Annotated in this window: 12 protein-coding genes and 1 tRNA gene; 4 read left to right on the forward strand and 9 right to left on the reverse strand. The window is 66.3% G+C overall.

Annotated elements, in window-relative coordinates; genetic code table 11:
* Nucleotides 1-84 precede the first annotated feature (84 nt).
* On the reverse strand, nt 85-333 hold the full coding sequence (locus ACH2A7_RS03050; protein WP_394959959.1) for a helix-turn-helix domain-containing protein: 249 nt from the start codon (nt 331-333) through the stop codon (nt 85-87).
* Between the two features lie 194 nt (nt 334-527).
* Here ACH2A7_RS03050 and ACH2A7_RS03055 point away from each other — a divergent pair, with 194 nt between their 5' ends.
* Both ACH2A7_RS03055 and ACH2A7_RS03060 read left to right on the forward strand, forming a co-directional pair.
* On the forward strand, nt 528-905 hold the full coding sequence (locus ACH2A7_RS03055; protein WP_394959961.1) for a hypothetical protein: 378 nt from the start codon (nt 528-530) through the stop codon (nt 903-905).
* Between the two features lie 26 nt (nt 906-931).
* Nucleotides 932-1,684: a nitroreductase family protein gene (locus ACH2A7_RS03060; RefSeq protein ID WP_394959963.1), complete on the forward strand. Its 753-nt coding sequence runs from the start codon at nt 932-934 to the stop codon at nt 1,682-1,684.
* 108 nt (nt 1,685-1,792) lie between these two features.
* Here the strand turns inward: ACH2A7_RS03060 and ACH2A7_RS03065 are convergent, their stop codons facing one another.
* Entirely contained in the window at nt 1,793-3,496 is a 1,704-nt protein-coding gene (locus tag ACH2A7_RS03065) for an alpha/beta hydrolase-fold protein (protein WP_394959965.1), read from the reverse strand.
* Between the two features lie 353 nt (nt 3,497-3,849).
* Nucleotides 3,850-5,109 (reverse strand): S1C family serine protease, encoded by a 1,260-nt coding sequence (locus tag ACH2A7_RS03070; RefSeq protein ID WP_394959967.1) that lies wholly within the window; start codon nt 5,107-5,109, stop codon nt 3,850-3,852.
* A 238-nt stretch (nt 5,110-5,347) separates the two neighbouring features.
* On the opposite strand from ACH2A7_RS03070, the gene ACH2A7_RS03075 reads away from it, so the two are divergent.
* The gene (locus ACH2A7_RS03075; RefSeq protein ID WP_394959969.1) at nt 5,348-6,217 is read left to right on the forward strand and encodes a bifunctional GNAT family N-acetyltransferase/class I SAM-dependent methyltransferase; all 870 of its coding nucleotides are present in this window, start codon (nt 5,348-5,350) and stop codon (nt 6,215-6,217) included.
* 120 nt (nt 6,218-6,337) lie between these two features.
* Nucleotides 6,338-7,939: a peptide chain release factor 3 gene (locus ACH2A7_RS03080; RefSeq protein ID WP_394959971.1), complete on the forward strand. Its 1,602-nt coding sequence runs from the start codon at nt 6,338-6,340 to the stop codon at nt 7,937-7,939.
* A 373-nt stretch (nt 7,940-8,312) separates the two neighbouring features.
* On the opposite strand, the gene ACH2A7_RS03085 is transcribed toward ACH2A7_RS03080, so the two are convergent.
* The 6 genes from ACH2A7_RS03085 to ACH2A7_RS03110 all read right to left on the reverse strand — a co-directional run bounded on the left by ACH2A7_RS03085 (nt 8,313) and on the right by ACH2A7_RS03110 (nt 17,089).
* Nucleotides 8,313-8,388: transfer RNA gene (locus ACH2A7_RS03085), tRNA-Asn, on the reverse strand.
* Between the two features lie 223 nt (nt 8,389-8,611).
* A complete protein-coding gene (locus ACH2A7_RS03090) occupies nt 8,612-11,605 on the reverse strand; it encodes a glycoside hydrolase family 2 TIM barrel-domain containing protein (RefSeq protein WP_394959973.1) in 2,994 nt (997 codons plus the stop codon).
* A 75-nt stretch (nt 11,606-11,680) separates the two neighbouring features.
* Nucleotides 11,681-13,465 carry an L-fucose isomerase gene (locus ACH2A7_RS03095; RefSeq protein WP_394959975.1) on the reverse strand — a complete coding sequence of 595 codons (1,785 nt, stop codon included), beginning with the start codon at nt 13,463-13,465 and terminating at the stop codon, nt 11,681-11,683.
* Between the two features lie 13 nt (nt 13,466-13,478).
* Nucleotides 13,479-14,906 (reverse strand): rhamnulokinase family protein, encoded by a 1,428-nt coding sequence (locus tag ACH2A7_RS03100; protein ID WP_394959977.1) that lies wholly within the window; start codon nt 14,904-14,906, stop codon nt 13,479-13,481.
* 13 nt (nt 14,907-14,919) lie between these two features.
* Complete coding sequence (locus ACH2A7_RS03105) at nt 14,920-15,609, reverse strand: class II aldolase/adducin family protein (protein WP_394959979.1); 690 nt, start codon at nt 15,607-15,609, stop codon at nt 14,920-14,922.
* Nucleotides 15,610-15,631: 22 nt separating this feature from the next.
* Complete coding sequence (locus ACH2A7_RS03110) at nt 15,632-17,089, reverse strand: sulfatase-like hydrolase/transferase (protein ID WP_394959981.1); 1,458 nt, start codon at nt 17,087-17,089, stop codon at nt 15,632-15,634.
* Nucleotides 17,090-17,146: the final 57 nt, after the last annotated feature.

Consider the following 17,146-nt stretch of genomic DNA (forward strand, 5'->3'; position numbering starts at 1 on the left):
GCGCTTTTTGACGAAAAACGGGGGAGGGGCCCCGGCGGAACATCCGCCGGGGCCCCTCCCCGTTTTTTCTGTTTTGGAAAACGCTTATTCTTCGCCGTCCAGCCCGGCGAAGAAGTCGTCGTACCGGCAGCCGTAGAACCTGCGCAGCTCTATGAGCACACTGGCGCGGATGTTCAGCTCCCCCGCCTCGTATTTGGCGTAGGTGGTGCGGCCGATGTCACAGCCGCGCCGCTGCAGTTCGGCGCAGAGCTTTTCCTGCGAGATCTTGCGGGCAAGACGCAGCGCCCGCAGGTTGTCGCCCATGTTGCGATCCCGCCGGATCTTCTGCTCCATCTTCCCCACCTCCGCTCAGCAATTGACCAGTATTGGTTGCAGCCAATATTATCCTATGCTATACTGAAGGCAAATATTGACCGTTATACTGGTCAATATTGGGGGTGAATTTGAATATGTCCTCTTGCACATTCTTCGGCCATCGTGACTGCCCTAACTCTCTGCGGCCATCTCTATTGAATGCGCTCCGCGATTTGATAGAGACCAAACATGTCTCGGATTTCTATTTAGGGAATCACGGCAACTTTGATTGCCTGGTCTTATCGGTTCTGCAGGAGCTTTCCGATTGTTACCCACACATTCGTTACACGATTGTGTTAGCCTACCTTCCAACGCCTGGAAAGAATTTTGACCCGCACAGCCTGCTCCCGGAAGAAGTGGAAAAATCACCTCCTCGCTTTGCAGTCTGCCAGCGCAACCGATGGATGATTGAACATGCAGACTGGATTGTGGCTTATGTAGTGCATTCCTGGGGCGGCGCCGCGCAGTTTGTGCGAGTTGCCCGTCGCAAGGGCAAATCCGTCCTCATGCTCCCCTCCCCCGTTGACCCGCGCCGGGCCGGCGCATTATAATGGGAGGCAGCAAGGAGGGATTGTCCATGAACGAAGTTCTGCGTCATCTGGCCGCCCGCAAAAGCGTGCGGGTGTACACCGGCGAGCCGGTGACCGCCGAGGAAAAGCAGGCCATTCTGCAGGCCGCCTTCGACGCGCCCACCGCGGGCTGCCAGCAGTTTTACACCATCATCGACGTGACCGACCAGGCCCTGAAGGAGCGGCTGGCGGACCTGTGCGACCACCAGCCCTTCATCGCCGCCGCGCCGCTGGTGCTGGTGTTTCTGGCGGACTGCCGCCGCTGGAACCAGTGCTACCGGGCGGCGGGGCTTTCGCCCCGCGAACCCGGCCCCGGCGACCTGCTGCTGGCGGTGGCGGACGCGGTCATCGCCGCCCAGAACGCCGTGACCGCCGCCGAGAGCCTGGGGCTTGGCAGCTGCTACATCGGCGACGTGATCGAGCAGTGCGAGGCCATGCGTGAAGCGCTGGCCCTGCCGCCGGCGGTGGTGCCCGCCGCCATGTTGGTGTTCGGCCGCCCCACCGACCAGCAGAAGGCCCGGCCCAAGCCCGCCCGCCTGCCGGCGGAGTATGTGGTGTGTGAAAACACCTACGCCGAGCGCACCCCCGCCGAGCACCGGGCCGCCTTCAGCGCCCGGGCCGCCGCTGCCGGAAAGCGGGACTTCGATTTCGACGCCTGGATGCGCGCCTTTGCCGCCCGCAAGTACGAGAGCGATTTTTCCCGGGAGATGAGCCGCAGCGCGGCGGTGTATCTCAAGGATTTTGCGCACTGGGACGGTTGACCCCTGCTATTTTGTAATATCAAAAAGCAATATTCCATTTTGTATATGTCATGGAGTCAAAAAAGCCCCGGCACACATGTGCCGGGGCTCTCTGCTTGCTTTAGGGGATCAGCCGAACAGGATGTCGTCCACGTTGGCGGGGCCGTACTTCTCCAGGTGCTCCACCATCTCGGTGAGCAGTTCCTGGTTGGTGATGTTGCCGGTGTGGCCCTTGCGGGGGAAGGTCACGCTGTAACCCTCGTAGTAGGGTTCGGTGGTGGTCTCCAGCCAGTCGCCCAGCACATACTGGGCCTGGTTGAGGTAGTAGGCGTCCATATCGCCGCCGCGGATGTGGATCTTGCCCACCAGATCCGGGCCGATCTCCGACCAGTTGGCCTGCAGGTACTTGGTCAGATCGTAGTTCTCGCCCCAGTATTCCACCACGTCCTTGTTGATGTCGCCGGTGAGGGGATCATACACACGCTGGGGATAGCCGTCCTCGCCCATGGGGCCATACACCGCTTCCCAGATGGCCCACTGGCCAAGGCTCTGGCACTGCAGGCCGCCCACCGCGGCTTCATAGAGGTTCTCGTCCTTCATGGCGTACTTGATGTTGCCGTCCAGCGCCACGCTGCCCGGGCGGGCCACCTTGTACCAGCCGTTGTCGGTGTAGTAGGCGTTGTCGTCCTCGTAGAGGTTCACCACCTGGTAATGCTCAAAGGTCACCGAGTCGGGGCACAGGCTCCAGGTGCCGCCGTAAAAGTCGGGGTTGTACACCTGCATGGCCAGACTCTCCCAGCCACCGGTGGAACCGCCGGACAACAGCCGCGCCCAGGATTCGGGGATGAGGTTGAAGGTCTCCTCCAGATAGGGGATCAGTTCCTGCTGGATGGCGTCGCCCCAGGGGCCCAGGTTCTCGCTGTTCACCGAGTAGGAGGTGTCATAGAACATGTTGGCGTCACGGAAGGTGATGGCCACGATCTGCGGGGCTTCGCCGCTGTCCCACCAGGCGGTAAACTCCTCGTTGGTGCCGTAGCCCAGAGGCGCGCTGCCGCCGGGGAAGTGGCCCTGGTAGTAGAGGGTGGGATAGGCCTTTTCGGGGTCGTAGTTGTGAGGCAGCAGCACGTTGGCGCCGATGTACACATCGCTGCCCCAGAACTCGCTGAGCAGCTCGCTCTTGATCTTGACGTACTTCACCTGGTCGGTGTCCTCATAGTTGCCCTGCTGGGCCACCTGGCCCTCCTGCAGTTCGGGCAGGGGCAGCATCTCGCTGAGGGTCAGCTGGATGTTCTGGTCGGCGGTCACGTCCACCGCGGCGGTCTGCACATCGCTGTAGTAGTTGCCGGGGTTATCCAAAAAGCTGCCGCCGCCGCCCATGTCCTCCATGCCCCAGATGGTAGAACCGTTGCTGCGCTCGTATTTGGTGTACTTGATGAAGAAGGCCTGCACCGAGAACTCCTGGGCGGGCAGTTCCTCCATCTCAAAGGGGAAGCCGATGATCTCCTCGTCGTCCACCGTGAAGTCGATGGTGCCCCCCGCCTTCAGGCCGTACACCGTCTTGCCGAACACCGGCACTCCGTACAGGTCGATCTGCTCGTAGGGCTGAGCCTCGCTGGTGTCGGTGGCGAAGGCCACCAGGCAGCGGCCGTTCAGCTCGCCCTCAAAATCGTCCGGCACCTTGACGCTGACCGAAAAGCCGGAAGCCGTGCTGGCGCCGGTGGTGATGGCGGTGGCGGAGCCTGCCGCGGAAGAGGCGGGGGTCGCGGCGCAGCCCGCAACGGACAGCGCCATCAACGCGGCGCAGAGCGCGCCGATCATTTTTTTGCCATGCATGTTCAAAACCTCGTTTCTCTGACTGGGGGCCGCGGGGCGGCCCGGGGTGAAGAAGCTACAAAGAGTGGTCCTTCCGTTGTCGTCGTCGCATGCAAAGCTCCCCTTTCGCAGAGGCGGTGGTGCGGTACTTTATCCGCCGCGTTTGTGTTTGAATTGAATAATAATGCATAAATAACGGAAAATCAAGAATATTTTTGCAATTTTATTCTTTTTTGTTTTGTTGCACAACGGGGCCGGGCGCCTGGTGGATTCTTTTCTCCCCCCTGCCCAAAGAAATCCGCCCATGGCGCACAAAAAAAGGAGGGCCCCGGCCGATGCGGCCGGGGCCCTCCCTTTGCATATTCTGTTGTATTTTATGCACCGGTCTTCTCGCCCAGCGTGACCTGCAGGGTCATGAGTTCGCGGCCGCGGTCCACCTGGACCTCCACCACGTCGCCCACGTTATAGCCCTTCAGGGCGTTGGTCACGTCGTCGGTGGTCTCCACCAGCTGCGTGCCGATGCTCACGATGCGGTCGCCCGCCTTCATGCCGGCAGCCTCAGCGCCGGAGCCGGCGTCCACGCTGTTGACATAAACGCCCAGGCTGCTCACGCCGTACTGCATGGCGGTCTGCACATCGCTCACCGTGATGACGGTGATGCCGAAGGCGGGCCGGCCGGTGACATAGCCGTTCTCCAGCAGATCCTGCACCACGGCCTTGGCGTCGTTGATGGGGATGGCGAAGCCCAGGCCCTCGGCGTCCTCATCGGAGTACTTGGCGTTCACGATGCCGATCAGTTCGCCGTTGGTGTTGAACAGGCCGCCGCCGGAATTGCCCGGGCTGATGGCCGCGCTGGTCTGCATCAGGGTCATCTCGTTGCCCTCCACCGAGATATCCCGGTTCAGGGCGGAGACGATGCCGTCGGTGACGGTGCCGCCCAGGGTGCCCATGGGGTTGCCCACGGCGATGACCACTTCACCCACCTGCACGTTGTCGGAGTCGCCCAGCACCGCCGGGGTCAGGCCGGTGGCTTCGATCTTCAACAGGGCGATGTCGCTCTCGGCGTCGGTGCCCACCACGGTGGCGGTATAGGTAGAGTCATCCGCCAGGGTGACGGTGACCTGCTGGGCGCCCTCCACCACATGATTGTTGGTGACGATATAGCCGTCGGTGGTGAGGATGACGCCGCTGCCGGCGCCGCTCAGCACCTGCTGGCCGCCCCAGAAGTAGTTGCTGGTGACCAGCTGCTCGGTGGTGACCACCACCACGCTGGGGCTCACCGCGCTGGCCACGTCGGCCAGGCTGCCGGTGGAACTGCCGGTGGAGGAGGTGGGGCTGCCGGTGGCGGCGGACTGGAAGATCACCGCCTGGCCGCCGTTTTTGCTGGCCACCAGGTAGCCGGCGTAGCCGCCGCCAAAACTCACCGCGGCCACCAGCACCAGGGCCAGCACGCCGGCCAGCACCCGCTTGCCGGTGCTCCGCTTCTTGCGGGGCGGCTCGCCGCCGCCCACCGGGGCGTCGGGTATGCCGCCCTCACCGGGCATCTGCCCGGAAGGCCCGCTCCCCGTGGGGGGCGCGGGGGTGTATCCGTTCTGATACAGACCGGAGTAATCGTATTCCCATTTGTTTTCCATACAGATTCATCCTTTCGGAAACAGCGGGCCGGGGCACATATGCCCTCAAAAAAGCCCTCTGTGATCGTTCTGATTCATAGTATAGCGGCCATTGGTGAAAAACCTTCAAAGCGGGGGTGAAAGAATTGTGAAATCCCGCTCTCCCGCGTTATAATGGGAATATCCCGCGGAACAGGACATCCCGTGGATATGCTATCACAAAACCGCGTTTGCCGCAACTGCCCGGAAGGAGGCGCCCATGCGCATTGACCAGCACCGGGAGGGAGACCGTCTCTCCCTCACCCTTTACAAGGAACAGGCCCCGGTGGGCGTTTGCCGCCTGCTCCTCGCCCCCGGCCGGGTGGAACTGCAAGGATTTAGCATCGACGACGGCTGGCGGGGCAAGGGCTACGGCAGCTACCTGCTCAAGCAGGCGCTGCACGCCACCGGGGGCTTTGGAACTTCCAGCCTCCACACCGCGCCGCCCCCCGAAAGCGAGGCCGCCGCGGCCCTCTTGAAAAAATTCGGCTTTGCCCCCGCCGGGGATGTGTGGCTGCGCCGCCGCGCCCCCGACCCCAGCGCCGTGGGCCTGACCCACGAATTTCTGGCTTCGCGCCTTGCCCCCGGGGGCTTTTTCATCGACGCCACCTGCGGCAACGGCCACGACACCGCCTTTTTGTGCCGGCTGGCGGGGCCGCAGGGCCGGGTGCTGGCGCTGGATGTGCAGCCACAGGCGGTGGCGGCCACCCGCGCCCGGCTGGAGGCCGAGGGCTTTGGCTCCATAGCACAGGTGGTGCAGGCGGACCACGCCCGGCTGGCGGAGTTTGCACCGCCCGCCTCGGCGGACTGCGTGGTGTTCAACTTCGGGTATCTGCCGGGGGCGGATCACGCCCTCTTCACCACCCCGGCCAGCAGCCTGCCGGCCCTTGAGGCGGCGCTGGACATCCTGAAGCCCGGGGGCGTGCTGGCGGCCTGCCTGTACAGCGGCGGGCCCAACGGCGGCGGCGAGAAGGCGGCGGTGGAGGGCTTTTTCGCCGCCCTGCCGCTGACAAGGTACACGGTGCTGGCCTGCCGCTTCGCCAACTGGGCGGACACGGCGCCCCTGCCCTGTTTTGTGCTGAAAAAGTGAGCAAAAACGCCCTGTTCCCCTTGCCAAGCGGCCTTTGAGCGGGTAGAATTAAAATGTTGTGATTTTTTAAAGAGACCGGGGCCCGCGGGCCCCGCGCATAACCAGAGGAGGAAGGAAACTATGGCCGATCTGCGGCAGGAGATCGCGCGGCGGCGCACCTTTGCCATCATCAGCCACCCGGACGCCGGCAAGACCACCCTCACCGAGAAGCTGCTGCTCTACGGCGGGGCCATCCAGCAGGCGGGCAGCGTGAAGGGCAAGCAGAGCGCCCGCCACGCGGTGAGCGACTGGATGGAAATTGAAAAACAGCGCGGCATCTCGGTCACCAGCAGCGTGCTGCAGTTTGAATACGACGGCAAGTGCGTGAACATTCTGGACACCCCCGGCCACCAGGACTTTTCCGAAGACACCTACCGTACCCTGATGGCCGCCGACGCGGCGGTGATGGTGCTGGACGCGGCCAAGGGCGTGGAGGCTCAGACCATCAAGCTGTTCAAGGTGTGCACCCTGCGGCACATCCCCATCTTCACCTTCATCAACAAGATGGACCGGGAGGCCCGGGACCCCTTTGACCTGATGGAGGAGATCGAGAACATTCTGGGCATCCGCACCTATCCGATGAACTGGCCCATCGGCTGCGGCAAGGAGTTCAAGGGCGTGTTCGACCGCCACAGCCGGCACATCCTGGCCTTCCAGAGCGACGGCAAGGCCAACGGGGTGAAAATTCTGGACAAGATCGAGGCGGAACTGGGCGATGCCCGGCTGGACGAGCTGCTCACCGCCCCGCTGCACGAGAAGCTCAGCGAGGACATCGAACTGCTGGACGGCGCCAGCTACGACTTTGACCTGGACGCGGTGAACACCGGCAATTTAAGCCCGGTGTTCTTCGGCTCGGCGCTCACCAACTTCGGCGTGGAGCCCTTCCTCCAGGAGTTTTTGCGGCTGGCGCCCTCCCCCCTGCCCCGCACCAGCGGCGGCGTGCCGGTGGAGCCGGCGCAGGACGTGTTCTCCGGCTTCATCTTCAAGATCCAGGCCAATATGAACAAGGCCCACCGGGACCGCATCGCCTTCATGCGCATCTGCTCCGGCCGCTTTGAGCGGGGCATGGAGGTGACCCACCTGCAGGAGGGCAAGAAGATCAAGCTGGCCCAGTCCACCCAGCTGATGGCCCAGGACCGGGCCACCGTGGACGTGGCCTATGCCGGCGACATCATCGGCCTGTTCGACCCGGGCATCTTCTCCATCGGCGACACTCTCTACACCGGCAAGGAGCCCATCCGCTACGCGGGCATCCCCACCTTCGCACCCGAGCACTTCGCCCGGGTGACCCAGGTGGACACCATGAAGCGCAAGCAGTTCGTGAAGGGCATGGAGCAGGTGGCTCAGGAGGGCGCCATCCAGATCTTCCGGGAGCTGGGCGGCGGCATGGAGGAGGTCATCGTGGGCGTTGTGGGCGTTCTGCAGTTCGAGGTGCTGGAGTACCGGCTGAAAAACGAGTACAACGTGGACATCCGGATGCAGAATCTGCCCTACGAGCACATCCGCTGGATCGAGAACGAGGACCTGGACCCCAAGGCCCTGGACCTGACCAGCGACACCCGGCGCATCGAGGACCTGAAAGGCAACAAGCTGCTGCTGTTCACCTCCCCCTGGGCGATCACCTGGGCCGAGGAGCACAACCCTCAGCTGCGGCTGAGCGAGTTCGGCAACCGGGAAGACTGATTTTTCACAGGACACGGGCAGCGCCCCGGCCATTCTGGCCGGGGCGCTGCTTTTTTGCGCGGCGGGCGGGGCGGCCAAACAGGCAGGGACGCGGCCGGCCTGTTTTTCCCGGCTGCCCTTCCGCTGTCGGCCGTGCCAAACGCGGCGCTGCCGTCCTTTTCGCGTTCACCGGAGGGGCGCCCACCCTCGCACACGGCAACCCGGGCATTTCCCAGGACGGCGGAAAGTATCCGTTCTGAGGCGCACGAAGGGTGGCGCCTTCGGGCCGTTAAGCCGCGGAGGGAGGAAAGCCCGCCAGCCCTTATTGCCGGCCTCCGGACCGGGCGGAGGCCGGGCAAAAAGAAAAGAGCACGTCAAACGACGTGCTCTTTTTTGGCTCCCCCTGTTGGGCTCGAACCAACGACCCTGCGGTTAACAGCCGCATGCTCTACCGACTGAGCTAAGGAGGAATATGCACGCTGCCTTGTCGTGCAGCGTGATTTATTATAACAGCATACGAGGAAGATGTCAAGCCCCTTTTGCCCATTGCCCGGGGAATTTTTTCAGCGGGCGGCCTTGTGTTGAAAAAGGCGCCAAAGCCCCTGTTCCGGCGCCAGGAACGCCCCGCGAGGGGCCGCGGCAGCGGCCTTCCCACGGGGCGTTCCTCCTGTTTCGTCTGCCGGTCGAAGCGCCTCACGGGCGGGCAAAGCCCAGCGCCAGTTCAAAGCGGAATTGCTCCTCCGCCAGGGCGTAGCGGGGGTCCAGCACCGGGCCGCAGCTGTTGGAGCCGATGCCGCTGTTCTTGTAGTCCAGGCAGAGCTCCACATCCGCAGCCCGCCGCAGCTCGAAATCGTGGGCGGCGGCCGCCAGCGCCTCCTGGGGATAGTGGGACGCCCGGAAGCTGAAGGGGGCCGAGGCCGCCGCCCAGAGGGCCGCGTCCTGCCCGCTCAGCCGCACGCCGGCGCAGCCCGTGTGGCTGCCGTGCTCCTGGGGCTTGATGTAATCCACATATTCCCCGTCCACCGTGCTGCAAAACGTCCCGTACCAGCTGGCGCGGCGCTTGTCCAGATAGCTCTCGCCGGGGCCGTAGCCGGTGTAGTTTAGCGTCTCGAAGCCCGCCGGCAGGAACAGGCGCACGCCAAAGCGCGGCAGGTAGGGAAAGACGGGGTCGCGCCGCCCCTCCACGGTCAGGCGCAGCCCGCCCCGGGCGTCCACCCGCCAGCAGACGGCGCAGCGCAGGAAGGGCTGGCGGACGCTGGCGGCAAACACCGCCTCGCAGCGGATCTCGGCGGCGCCGTCGGCGGCGCGGGCTGCCCGGCAGCCGGCCAGCCGGATCTGGGCCCGGTCGTAGCCCGCCTGCTCCCAGACGCGGCGGATCTTGCGGTCGTTGTCGGTGGGGGCGCGCCAGACGTTGAAGCCCATGGGGCGGCTCAGCCGCTCCCGCCCGCCCCACACCAGGCTCTTGAAGCAGCCGGTGAACCGGTCGAACCGATATTGGAAACCCTCGCCGGCGAGGCATATCTCCTCGTCGGTCTCCCGCCAGTCCACCCGGCCGGGACAGAGCGGGGGCAGCGCAGGAAAGTCCTCTTGCAGGGTGATCTCGTCAAAGCCCAGTTCCTCCCCCGCCGGCCGCAGGGGTACGTCCCGGGCGGCCAGCCAGACCAGGCGCAGGTCCCAGCGGCCGGGGCCCTGGGGCGCCGGGCAGGGCAGCGGCATCCAGGCGCGGCCCCGGGGCGCCAGCGCGGGCAATTCGCCCTCGCCGCCGCCTGCCGGCACGCCGTCCCGCCGCATTTCCCACCGGTAGCGCACCAGGCGGGAGGCGTCGGTGAAGTCCAGCGTGTTGCGCAGCCCGATGCCCTCCTTCTCCCGCCAGGCGCGCACCGGCCGCCAGACGTTTTTCAGTTCCAGCAGGCCGGGATGGGGGGTGCGGTCGGGCGAGACCAGGCCGTCCACGCAGAAGTTCACGTCGTGGGGGAACTCGCCGCTGTCGCCGCCGTAGAGGTACCGCCGCCCGCCGCCGGGGGCGGGGCCCGCGTCGATGGCGTGGTCACACCACTCCCACACGAAGCCGCCCAGCACGCCGGGCTCTTCCAGCATCATGGTCTCGTAGTCCTCCAGGTCGCCGGGGCCGTTGCCCATGGCGTGACAGTACTCCACCAGCAGGAACGGCTTGACGTTGGCCGGGTCGGCCAGCCACCGGCGCACAAAGTCCGGCGGGGTGTACATCCGGCTGAACAGGTGCAGCATACTGTCGTCGTTCACATGGCCGCCGGTCTGGCGCCAGGCGCCCTCAAAGTGGACCAGGCGGGTGGGGTCGTACTCCCGCACCCAGCGACCCGCCTTTTCAAAGGCCGGCCCGTAGCCGGACTCGTTGCCCAGCGACCAGATCAGCACCGACGGGCTGTTTTTGTCCCGGATGACGCAGCGGCGCACCCGGTCCAGGATGAGGCCCTCGAAGGCCGGGTCCTGGGCGAGGAGGCCATAGGAGATCTCGTCGCCGCCGCCGAACACCTCGGTGACGCCGTGGCACTCCATGTCCGCCTCGTCGATGAGGTAGAAGCCGTACCGGTCGCACAGCCGGGCAAACCAGGGGGCGTTGGGGTAGTGGCTGGTGCGGATGGCGTTGACGTTGTGCCGCTTCATCAGCACCAGATCCCGCATGGCCTGCTCCGGCGAGATGGTGAAGCCGGTGACGGGGTCGGAGTCGTGCCGGTTCACCCCGCGCAGCCGCAGCGGCCGGCCGTTGAGCAGCACCTGCCGCCCCTTCACCGCGATGTCCCGCACCCCCACCGGCAGGCAGATGGTCTCCTCTTCGGTGCGCAGGATCAGCCGGTACAGCGCGGGCGATTCCGCGCTCCAGAAGCGGGGCGCGTCCAGGTGGACGATGAGGTCGCTCTCCGCCTCGCCTCGGGCCGCCTCCGCCCCGTCCGGGTCCAGCAGCTGCCACTCCAGGCGGCCCGTGCCGCCGGCCCAGTCCACGCCCACCTGCACCACCGCCCTGGTGTAGCCCTCGCACCCCCAGGTGCGAACGCCCACGTCCCGGATGTGCCGGCGGGGCCGCGCCAGCAGGTACACGTCCCGGAAGATGCCGGACATCCGGAACTTGTCCTGGCACTCCAGATAGGTGCCCACGCTCCATTTGAGCACCAGCACGGCCAGCAGGTTCTCGCCGGGGCGCACAAAGGCGGTGATGTCGAACTCGCTGGTGGAGTGGGACACCTGGCTGTGCCCCACCCGGCGGCCGTTGACCCAGACGTAGTAGAAGCTGTCCACCCCTTCAAAATTCAGGTACAGCCGCCGGGCGCACAGCGCCTCGTCGGCCCGGAAGACGGTGCGGTAGGCACCGCAGGGGTCGGCGTGGGGCACAAAGGGCGGGTCGTAGGGGATGGGATAGCGCACGTTGCTGTACTGGTGCCGGTCCAGCCCCTGCGTCTGCCAGCAGGAGGGCACCGGCATGGGGGAAAATCCGCCGTCGTCAAACCCCGGCTGGCAGAACTCCTCTGGCACGGCGCTGATCCGGTCGTACAGCTTCATCCGCCAGGTGCCGTTCAGCAGGATGAACCGCTCCGAGCTCTCCCGGGGCGCGTCCGGGTCCTGCCCGGGGGCGAAGGGGATGTAATAGGCGCGGTCCGGCTCCACCCCCGCGTGAGGATGGGCAAGGTCTTCAAATTCGTGGCAATGCCGCATGGGCTCGCTCCTTTCGCGCCGCGGCGCGCGGGCCGGGGCGCGCGCCCCGGCCCGGCTGTGCGGTCGGTGTTGATGTCAGCGGTACAGCGGGCCGTAGTGCCGGCAGGCGGCAAAGTCGGCGGCCTCAGTGTCGCTGGTGCCGAAGGCAGCCCAGCTGTGGGGCCGGTAAAGCTTCTCCTCCGGCAGGTTGTGCAGGGCCACCGGGATGCGCAGCATGGAGGCCAGGGTCACAAGGTCGGCCCCCACATGGCCGTAGACGGTCACGCCGTGGTTGGCGCCCCAGTTGGCCATCACGCTGTACACGTCCCGGAAAGCGCCCCTGCCGGTGAGCCGGGGCACGAACCAGGTGGTGGGCCAGGTGCGGTCGGTGCGCAGGTCGATGGGGGTGTGCACCTCGTCGGGCAGGGGGGCGGTCCAGCCCTCGGCCAGCTGCAGCACAGGGCCCACGCCCTCCGCGATGTTCACCCGCAGCAGGGTCACGGGCATCTCGGCGGCGCAGCGGAAGTGGCTGGAGAAGCCGCCGCCCCGGAAGTATTCATAATTGGCGCGGCACCAGTCGGTAGCGGTCAGGCAGGCGTTCACGTCCTTTTCGGTCATCTCCCAGAAGGGCTTCATCAGGTGTTCGCCCCGGTCGTTGGTGGCCACGCCGCTGCCGTCCAGCGCAGTGGCGCCGGAGTTGATGAGGTGGATGAAGCCGTCCTTCGCCACGCCGGCGGGCTTGTGGCCCGTGACCCGCTCGCAGGCCTCGGGGCTCCAGTAGGTGCGCACGTCGTGGAAGCAGGGGGCGGTGCCTGTTACCAGGGTGCCCAGCATCATGGCCACGCCGTTGAGGGTGTCGTTCTCGGTGGCGAAGGGGGTGGGCTGCTTGGGGCCGTTCCAGTCGAAGGTGCTGGCCAGGATGGCCTCGGTGAAGTCGGCGTTGGGCAGCCAGTCGGTCCAGTTGCGCTGGCCCTGGAAGCCGCCGGCCACCGCGTTCTTGCCCAGGGCCTCCTCGTGCCAGCCCATCTCGTCCAGCTTCGGGTTGCCGTACAGGATGTCCCGCATGACCATGGTCATCTTGGTGATGAACTCCCAGTCCTTGTGGGCGGGCACCACCTTCGACCGGGTGATGACCTCGGGCAAATTCTTGCCGGCGTTGCAGTCAAAGCCCTCTTTGCAGTTGGCCCTCACCCAGGCCAGGGCCCGATCGTACTCCTCGTGGTCGTAAATTTCCAGGGTGATGCGGCGGAGGATCTCGGTCATGTCCACCCACTCGGGCCGGATGCCGAAGTATTTCTGGAACACCGCCGCGTCGCAGTAGCTGCCGGCGATGCCCATGGCCACGCCGCCCAGATTGACGTAGGCCTTGTTCTTCATCCAGCCCACCGCCACGGCGCAGCGGGCGAACCGCAGGATCTTCTCGGCGGCGTCGGCGGGCACGCTGGTGTCGGCGGCGTCCTGCACGTCGCGGCCGTAGATGGAGAAGGCGGGCAGGCCCTTCTGGGCGTGGGCGGCCAGCACCGCCGCCAGGTACACCGCGCCGGGGCGCTCGGTGCCGTTGAAGCCCCACACCGCCTTGATGGTGCGGGGGTCCATGTCGAAGGTCTCGCTGCCGTAGCACCAGCAGCGGGTCACGGTGAGGGTGGCCACCACGTTCTCGGCGGTGAACTTGTCGGCGCAGGCGGCGGCCTCCGCCCCGCCGCCGATGGTGGAATCGGCGATGACGCACTGCACCGGGGTGCCGTCCGGGTAGCGCAGGTTCTCCTCGATCAGGGCCTTGGCGTTGCGGGCCATGGCCATGGTCTGTTCCTCCAGGCTCTCCCGCACGCCGCCCCAGCGGCCGTCGATGGTGGGCCGGATGCCGATCTTGGGATACAGCATTGTTCATTCCTCCTTATGGCTTCACGATGATCTTGTAAAATTCGTATGCCCGGTCCCAGCCGGCCCGCCCGCCGGGGGCGGACCGCTTCACCGGCTCGGAGGCCGCGATGAGGGCGCGGCCCTCCGTCAGGTCTCTCACCTCGCCCAGCGCCGTCAGCTGGAGGAGGATGTTGCCCAGGGCGGTGGCCTCCACCGGCCCGGCGATCACCGGGATGCCGGCGCAGTCGGCGGTCATGCGGCAGAGCAGGCCGTCCTTGGCGCCGCCCCCCAGAACGTGCAGGCTGCTGAAGGTCTTGCCGGTGGCCCGGCTCAGCTGCTCCAGGGCGAAGCGGTATTTGAGGGCCAGGCTCTCGTAGATGCAGCGCATCACCTCGCCCTCCGTTTCGGGAACGGGCTGGCCGGTGCGGCGGCAGAACTCCCTCACCCGGCCGGGCACGTCCCCCGGGGGGGTGAACGCCGGGTCATCCGGGTCGATGAAGCTGCGCAGCGGCGCGGCCGCCAGCGCCAGCTGTTCCAGGTCGGCATAGGAATGCTCCCGCCCCTGACGCCGCCACTGGCGGCGGCTCTCCTGGATCAGCCACAGGCCAATGATGTTTTTCAGGTAGTTCACCTTGCCGTTCGCCCCCCGCTCGTTGGAGAGCGCCAGCCGCCGGCTCTGCCCGGTGAGCACCGGCTCGTCCAGCTCGCAGCCCAGCAGGCTCCAGGTGCCGCAGGACAGAAAGGCCGCGTCCCGCCCCGGGGCGGGCAGGGCGGCCACGGCGCACTGGGTGTCGTGCCCCGCCGCCGCGATGACCTTCGCCCCCTTGTACTCCCCCACCACCGTGCCGCTGGCCACCAGCGGCGCGAAGAGGGTCTCAGGGATGGCGAAGGCGCTGAGCACCTGCCGGCTCCAGCCGACGGTGCGCGCGTCCAGCAGCTGGCTGGTGGAGGCGATGGTGGTCTCGCAGGCGTCCGCCCCGCACAGGGCGTGGGCGAACAGGTCGGGCATGAACAGCAGCCGCTTTGCCCTGCCCCAGATCTCCGGCTCCTGCTCCCGCACCGCCAGCAGCTGAAACAGGGTGTTGATGGGCATGATCTGGCTGCCGGTGGCGGCGTAGAGGGCGTCGGCATCCAGGGTGCGCAGCGCCTTTTCCACCATGCCCGCGGTGCGGCCGTCCCGGTAGTGCACCGGGTCCCCCAGCAGCCGGCCCGTTTCGTCCAGCAGGCCGAAGTCCACGCCCCAGGTGTCGAAGGCGACGCTGTCGAAGCGCCCCGCCTTTTCAATGCCCCGGTACACCTGGGCCATCAGGCCGGCAAAGTCCCAGCGGAGATGGCCGTCCTGTTCCCGGGGGCGGTTGTCGAAGCGGTGGACCTCCTCCCAGGCGAGGCGGCCGCCGTGGTATTCCGCCAGGATGGCCCGGCCGCTGGAGGCCCCGAAGTCAAAGGCCAGAACTCGTTTCATCCGGTCTCTCCTTTCAGCGCAGGCCGTTTTCGAACTTCTTGTAGCCGGGATGCCGGCCGGTGACGCGGTAGAAGCCCCGCAGGTCGATGAGCTTTTGGATGTTCTCCCGGCTGATGTCCACGCTGCCGCCCAGGATGACCGCGTTGATGGTGATCTTGGCCCACAGCTCCAGGCTCTCCATCCGGTAGAACGCGGTAATGACGTCGCTGCCCACCGCCAGAGCGCCGTGGTTTTCCAGCAGCATCACGTCGTGCTCCTCCAGATAGGGCTCGATGGCGTCGGGCACCTCCGGGGTGGAGGGGGTGCCGTAGGGGGTGAGCGGCACGCTGCCGATCACCGCCACGTCCTCGATCATGTTGTACATATCCATCGCCTTGTGGGCCACGGCGAAGCCGGTGGCGCCGGGGGGGTGGGCGTGCAGCACGCTGCCCACGTCGGGACGCTTTTCATAGCAGCGCAGGTGCATTTTGATCTCGCTGGAGGGGCGCAGCCCCTCCGCGCCCTCCAGCACCCGGCCGGCGGCGTCGATGCGCAGCAGCTTGTCGGGGGTGATGAAGCTCTTGCTGATGCCGGTGGGGGTGCACAGGAAGGTGCCGTCCTCCAACCGGGCGGACAGGTTGCCGTCGTTGGCGGCCACCCAGCCCAGCTGCCAGGTCTTCTGGCAGACGTCGCACATCTGTTCTTTCAGGGCTTGCATATCCATGGTATCGCCTCGTCTCCTCTGGTCATTTCTGGTATTTGGGGCTGTCGGCGTAGACCGGCCGCCCCTCGGAATAGATGCCCGGGCGGCGCAGCTGGCCAAAGCCCGTCACCGCCTCCCGGGTGCCGTCCACCGCCGGGTCGGCGTAGGTATTGTACCAGGTCTGCAGCCGGCTGAGCAGCCGCGCCTGCACGTCGGCGTACTCCGGCCGGCCGGCCAGGTTCTCCCGCTCATCGGGGTCCCGGGTGAGGCAGTAGAGTTCGTGGGGGCCGTAGGGGTAGCGGTGGATGTATTTCCACTGCCGGTCACGGATCATCCGGCTGCTGCCGTACTCGTCCAGGATGACCACATGGTTGTCCCGGTCGGCCCCCTGCAGCAGCACGTCGGCAAAGCTGCGGCCCGGCAGGCCGGCGGGCAGTTCCGCTTTGAGCTCCAGCAGTTCGTTCAGGGTCTGGATGATGTCGTAGTGGCTGCACATGCTCTCCGTCACCCGCCCCTGGGGGATGCGGCCGGGCCAGCTGGCGATGAAGGGCACCTTCACCGCCGTGTCGAACAGGTTGAAGGGGAAGGTGCCGTTGCCCTTGCCCCAGATGCCGTGGTGCCCCATGTTCATGCCGTTGTCGGCGGTGAAGATCACCAGCGTGTTCCCGGTCTGGCCCAGCTGATCCAGCCGGTCCAGCAGGCGGCCCACCCCCGCGTCCATGGCAGAGACGGCGGCGTAGTAGCCCCGCAGCAACCGCCTGCGCTCCTCCCCGGTGCCGCCGGGGGCGGTGGGGATGCGGTTGGGATGGAGCGGCTCGTCGGGGGTGGCGGTGAAGGCGCAGTCCCGGTAGAGATCGATGAACTCCTTCGGGTGCTGGTCCTCGTCCCAGGGGTCGTGGGGGGCGGTGTAGTGCACGCTGACGTAGAAGGGCTGCTCCCGGCCGGACAGCTCGTCCAGATATCCCAGCGCCCGCTCGGTGATGAGGTCGGTGATGTACCGGTCCTCAAAGTGGAGCCGGCCGTCCTCGATCACGTCCGCCTGGTTGTACAGGCAGCCGCCCCGGCCGATGGTATACCAGCGGGAGAAGCCGTGCTGGGGATGCATACTGTCGCCCAGATGCCATTTGCCCGACAGCGCGCAGGCATACCCCCGCTGCGCCAGCAGATCCGGGTAGGTGACAAGGCCCTCCAGATAGCGGATGGGCCGATCCTCGCTGGCGAAGTAGGGGTGGTCCGCCTGGGGGCCCAGGGCCTTTTTGTCCAGGCTGCCGCTGCGGATCCAGTCGTGCACGCCGTGCTGGGAGGGGATGCGCCCCGTCAGGACGGAGGCCCGGGCCGGGCTGCACACGGGGGAGGCGCAGAAGAAGTTTTCAAACCGCACGCCCCGGGCGGCCAGCCGGTCCAGGTTGGGGGTGTGGATGTCGGTGTTGCCGGCGCAGCGCAGCGCCCAGGCGCCCTGGTCGTCGGTCAGGATGAAAAGCAGATTGGGTCGTTGATTCATGCTATCGCCTCGTTGCTCTGTGAAATAGGAAGGGCCGGCAGCCCCGGGGAGCTGCCG

The sequence above is a fragment of the Candidatus Allofournierella merdavium genome (assembly GCF_944382735.1).
GTDB classification, from domain to species: Bacteria; Bacillota; Clostridia; order Oscillospirales; family Ruminococcaceae; genus Allofournierella_A; species Allofournierella_A merdavium.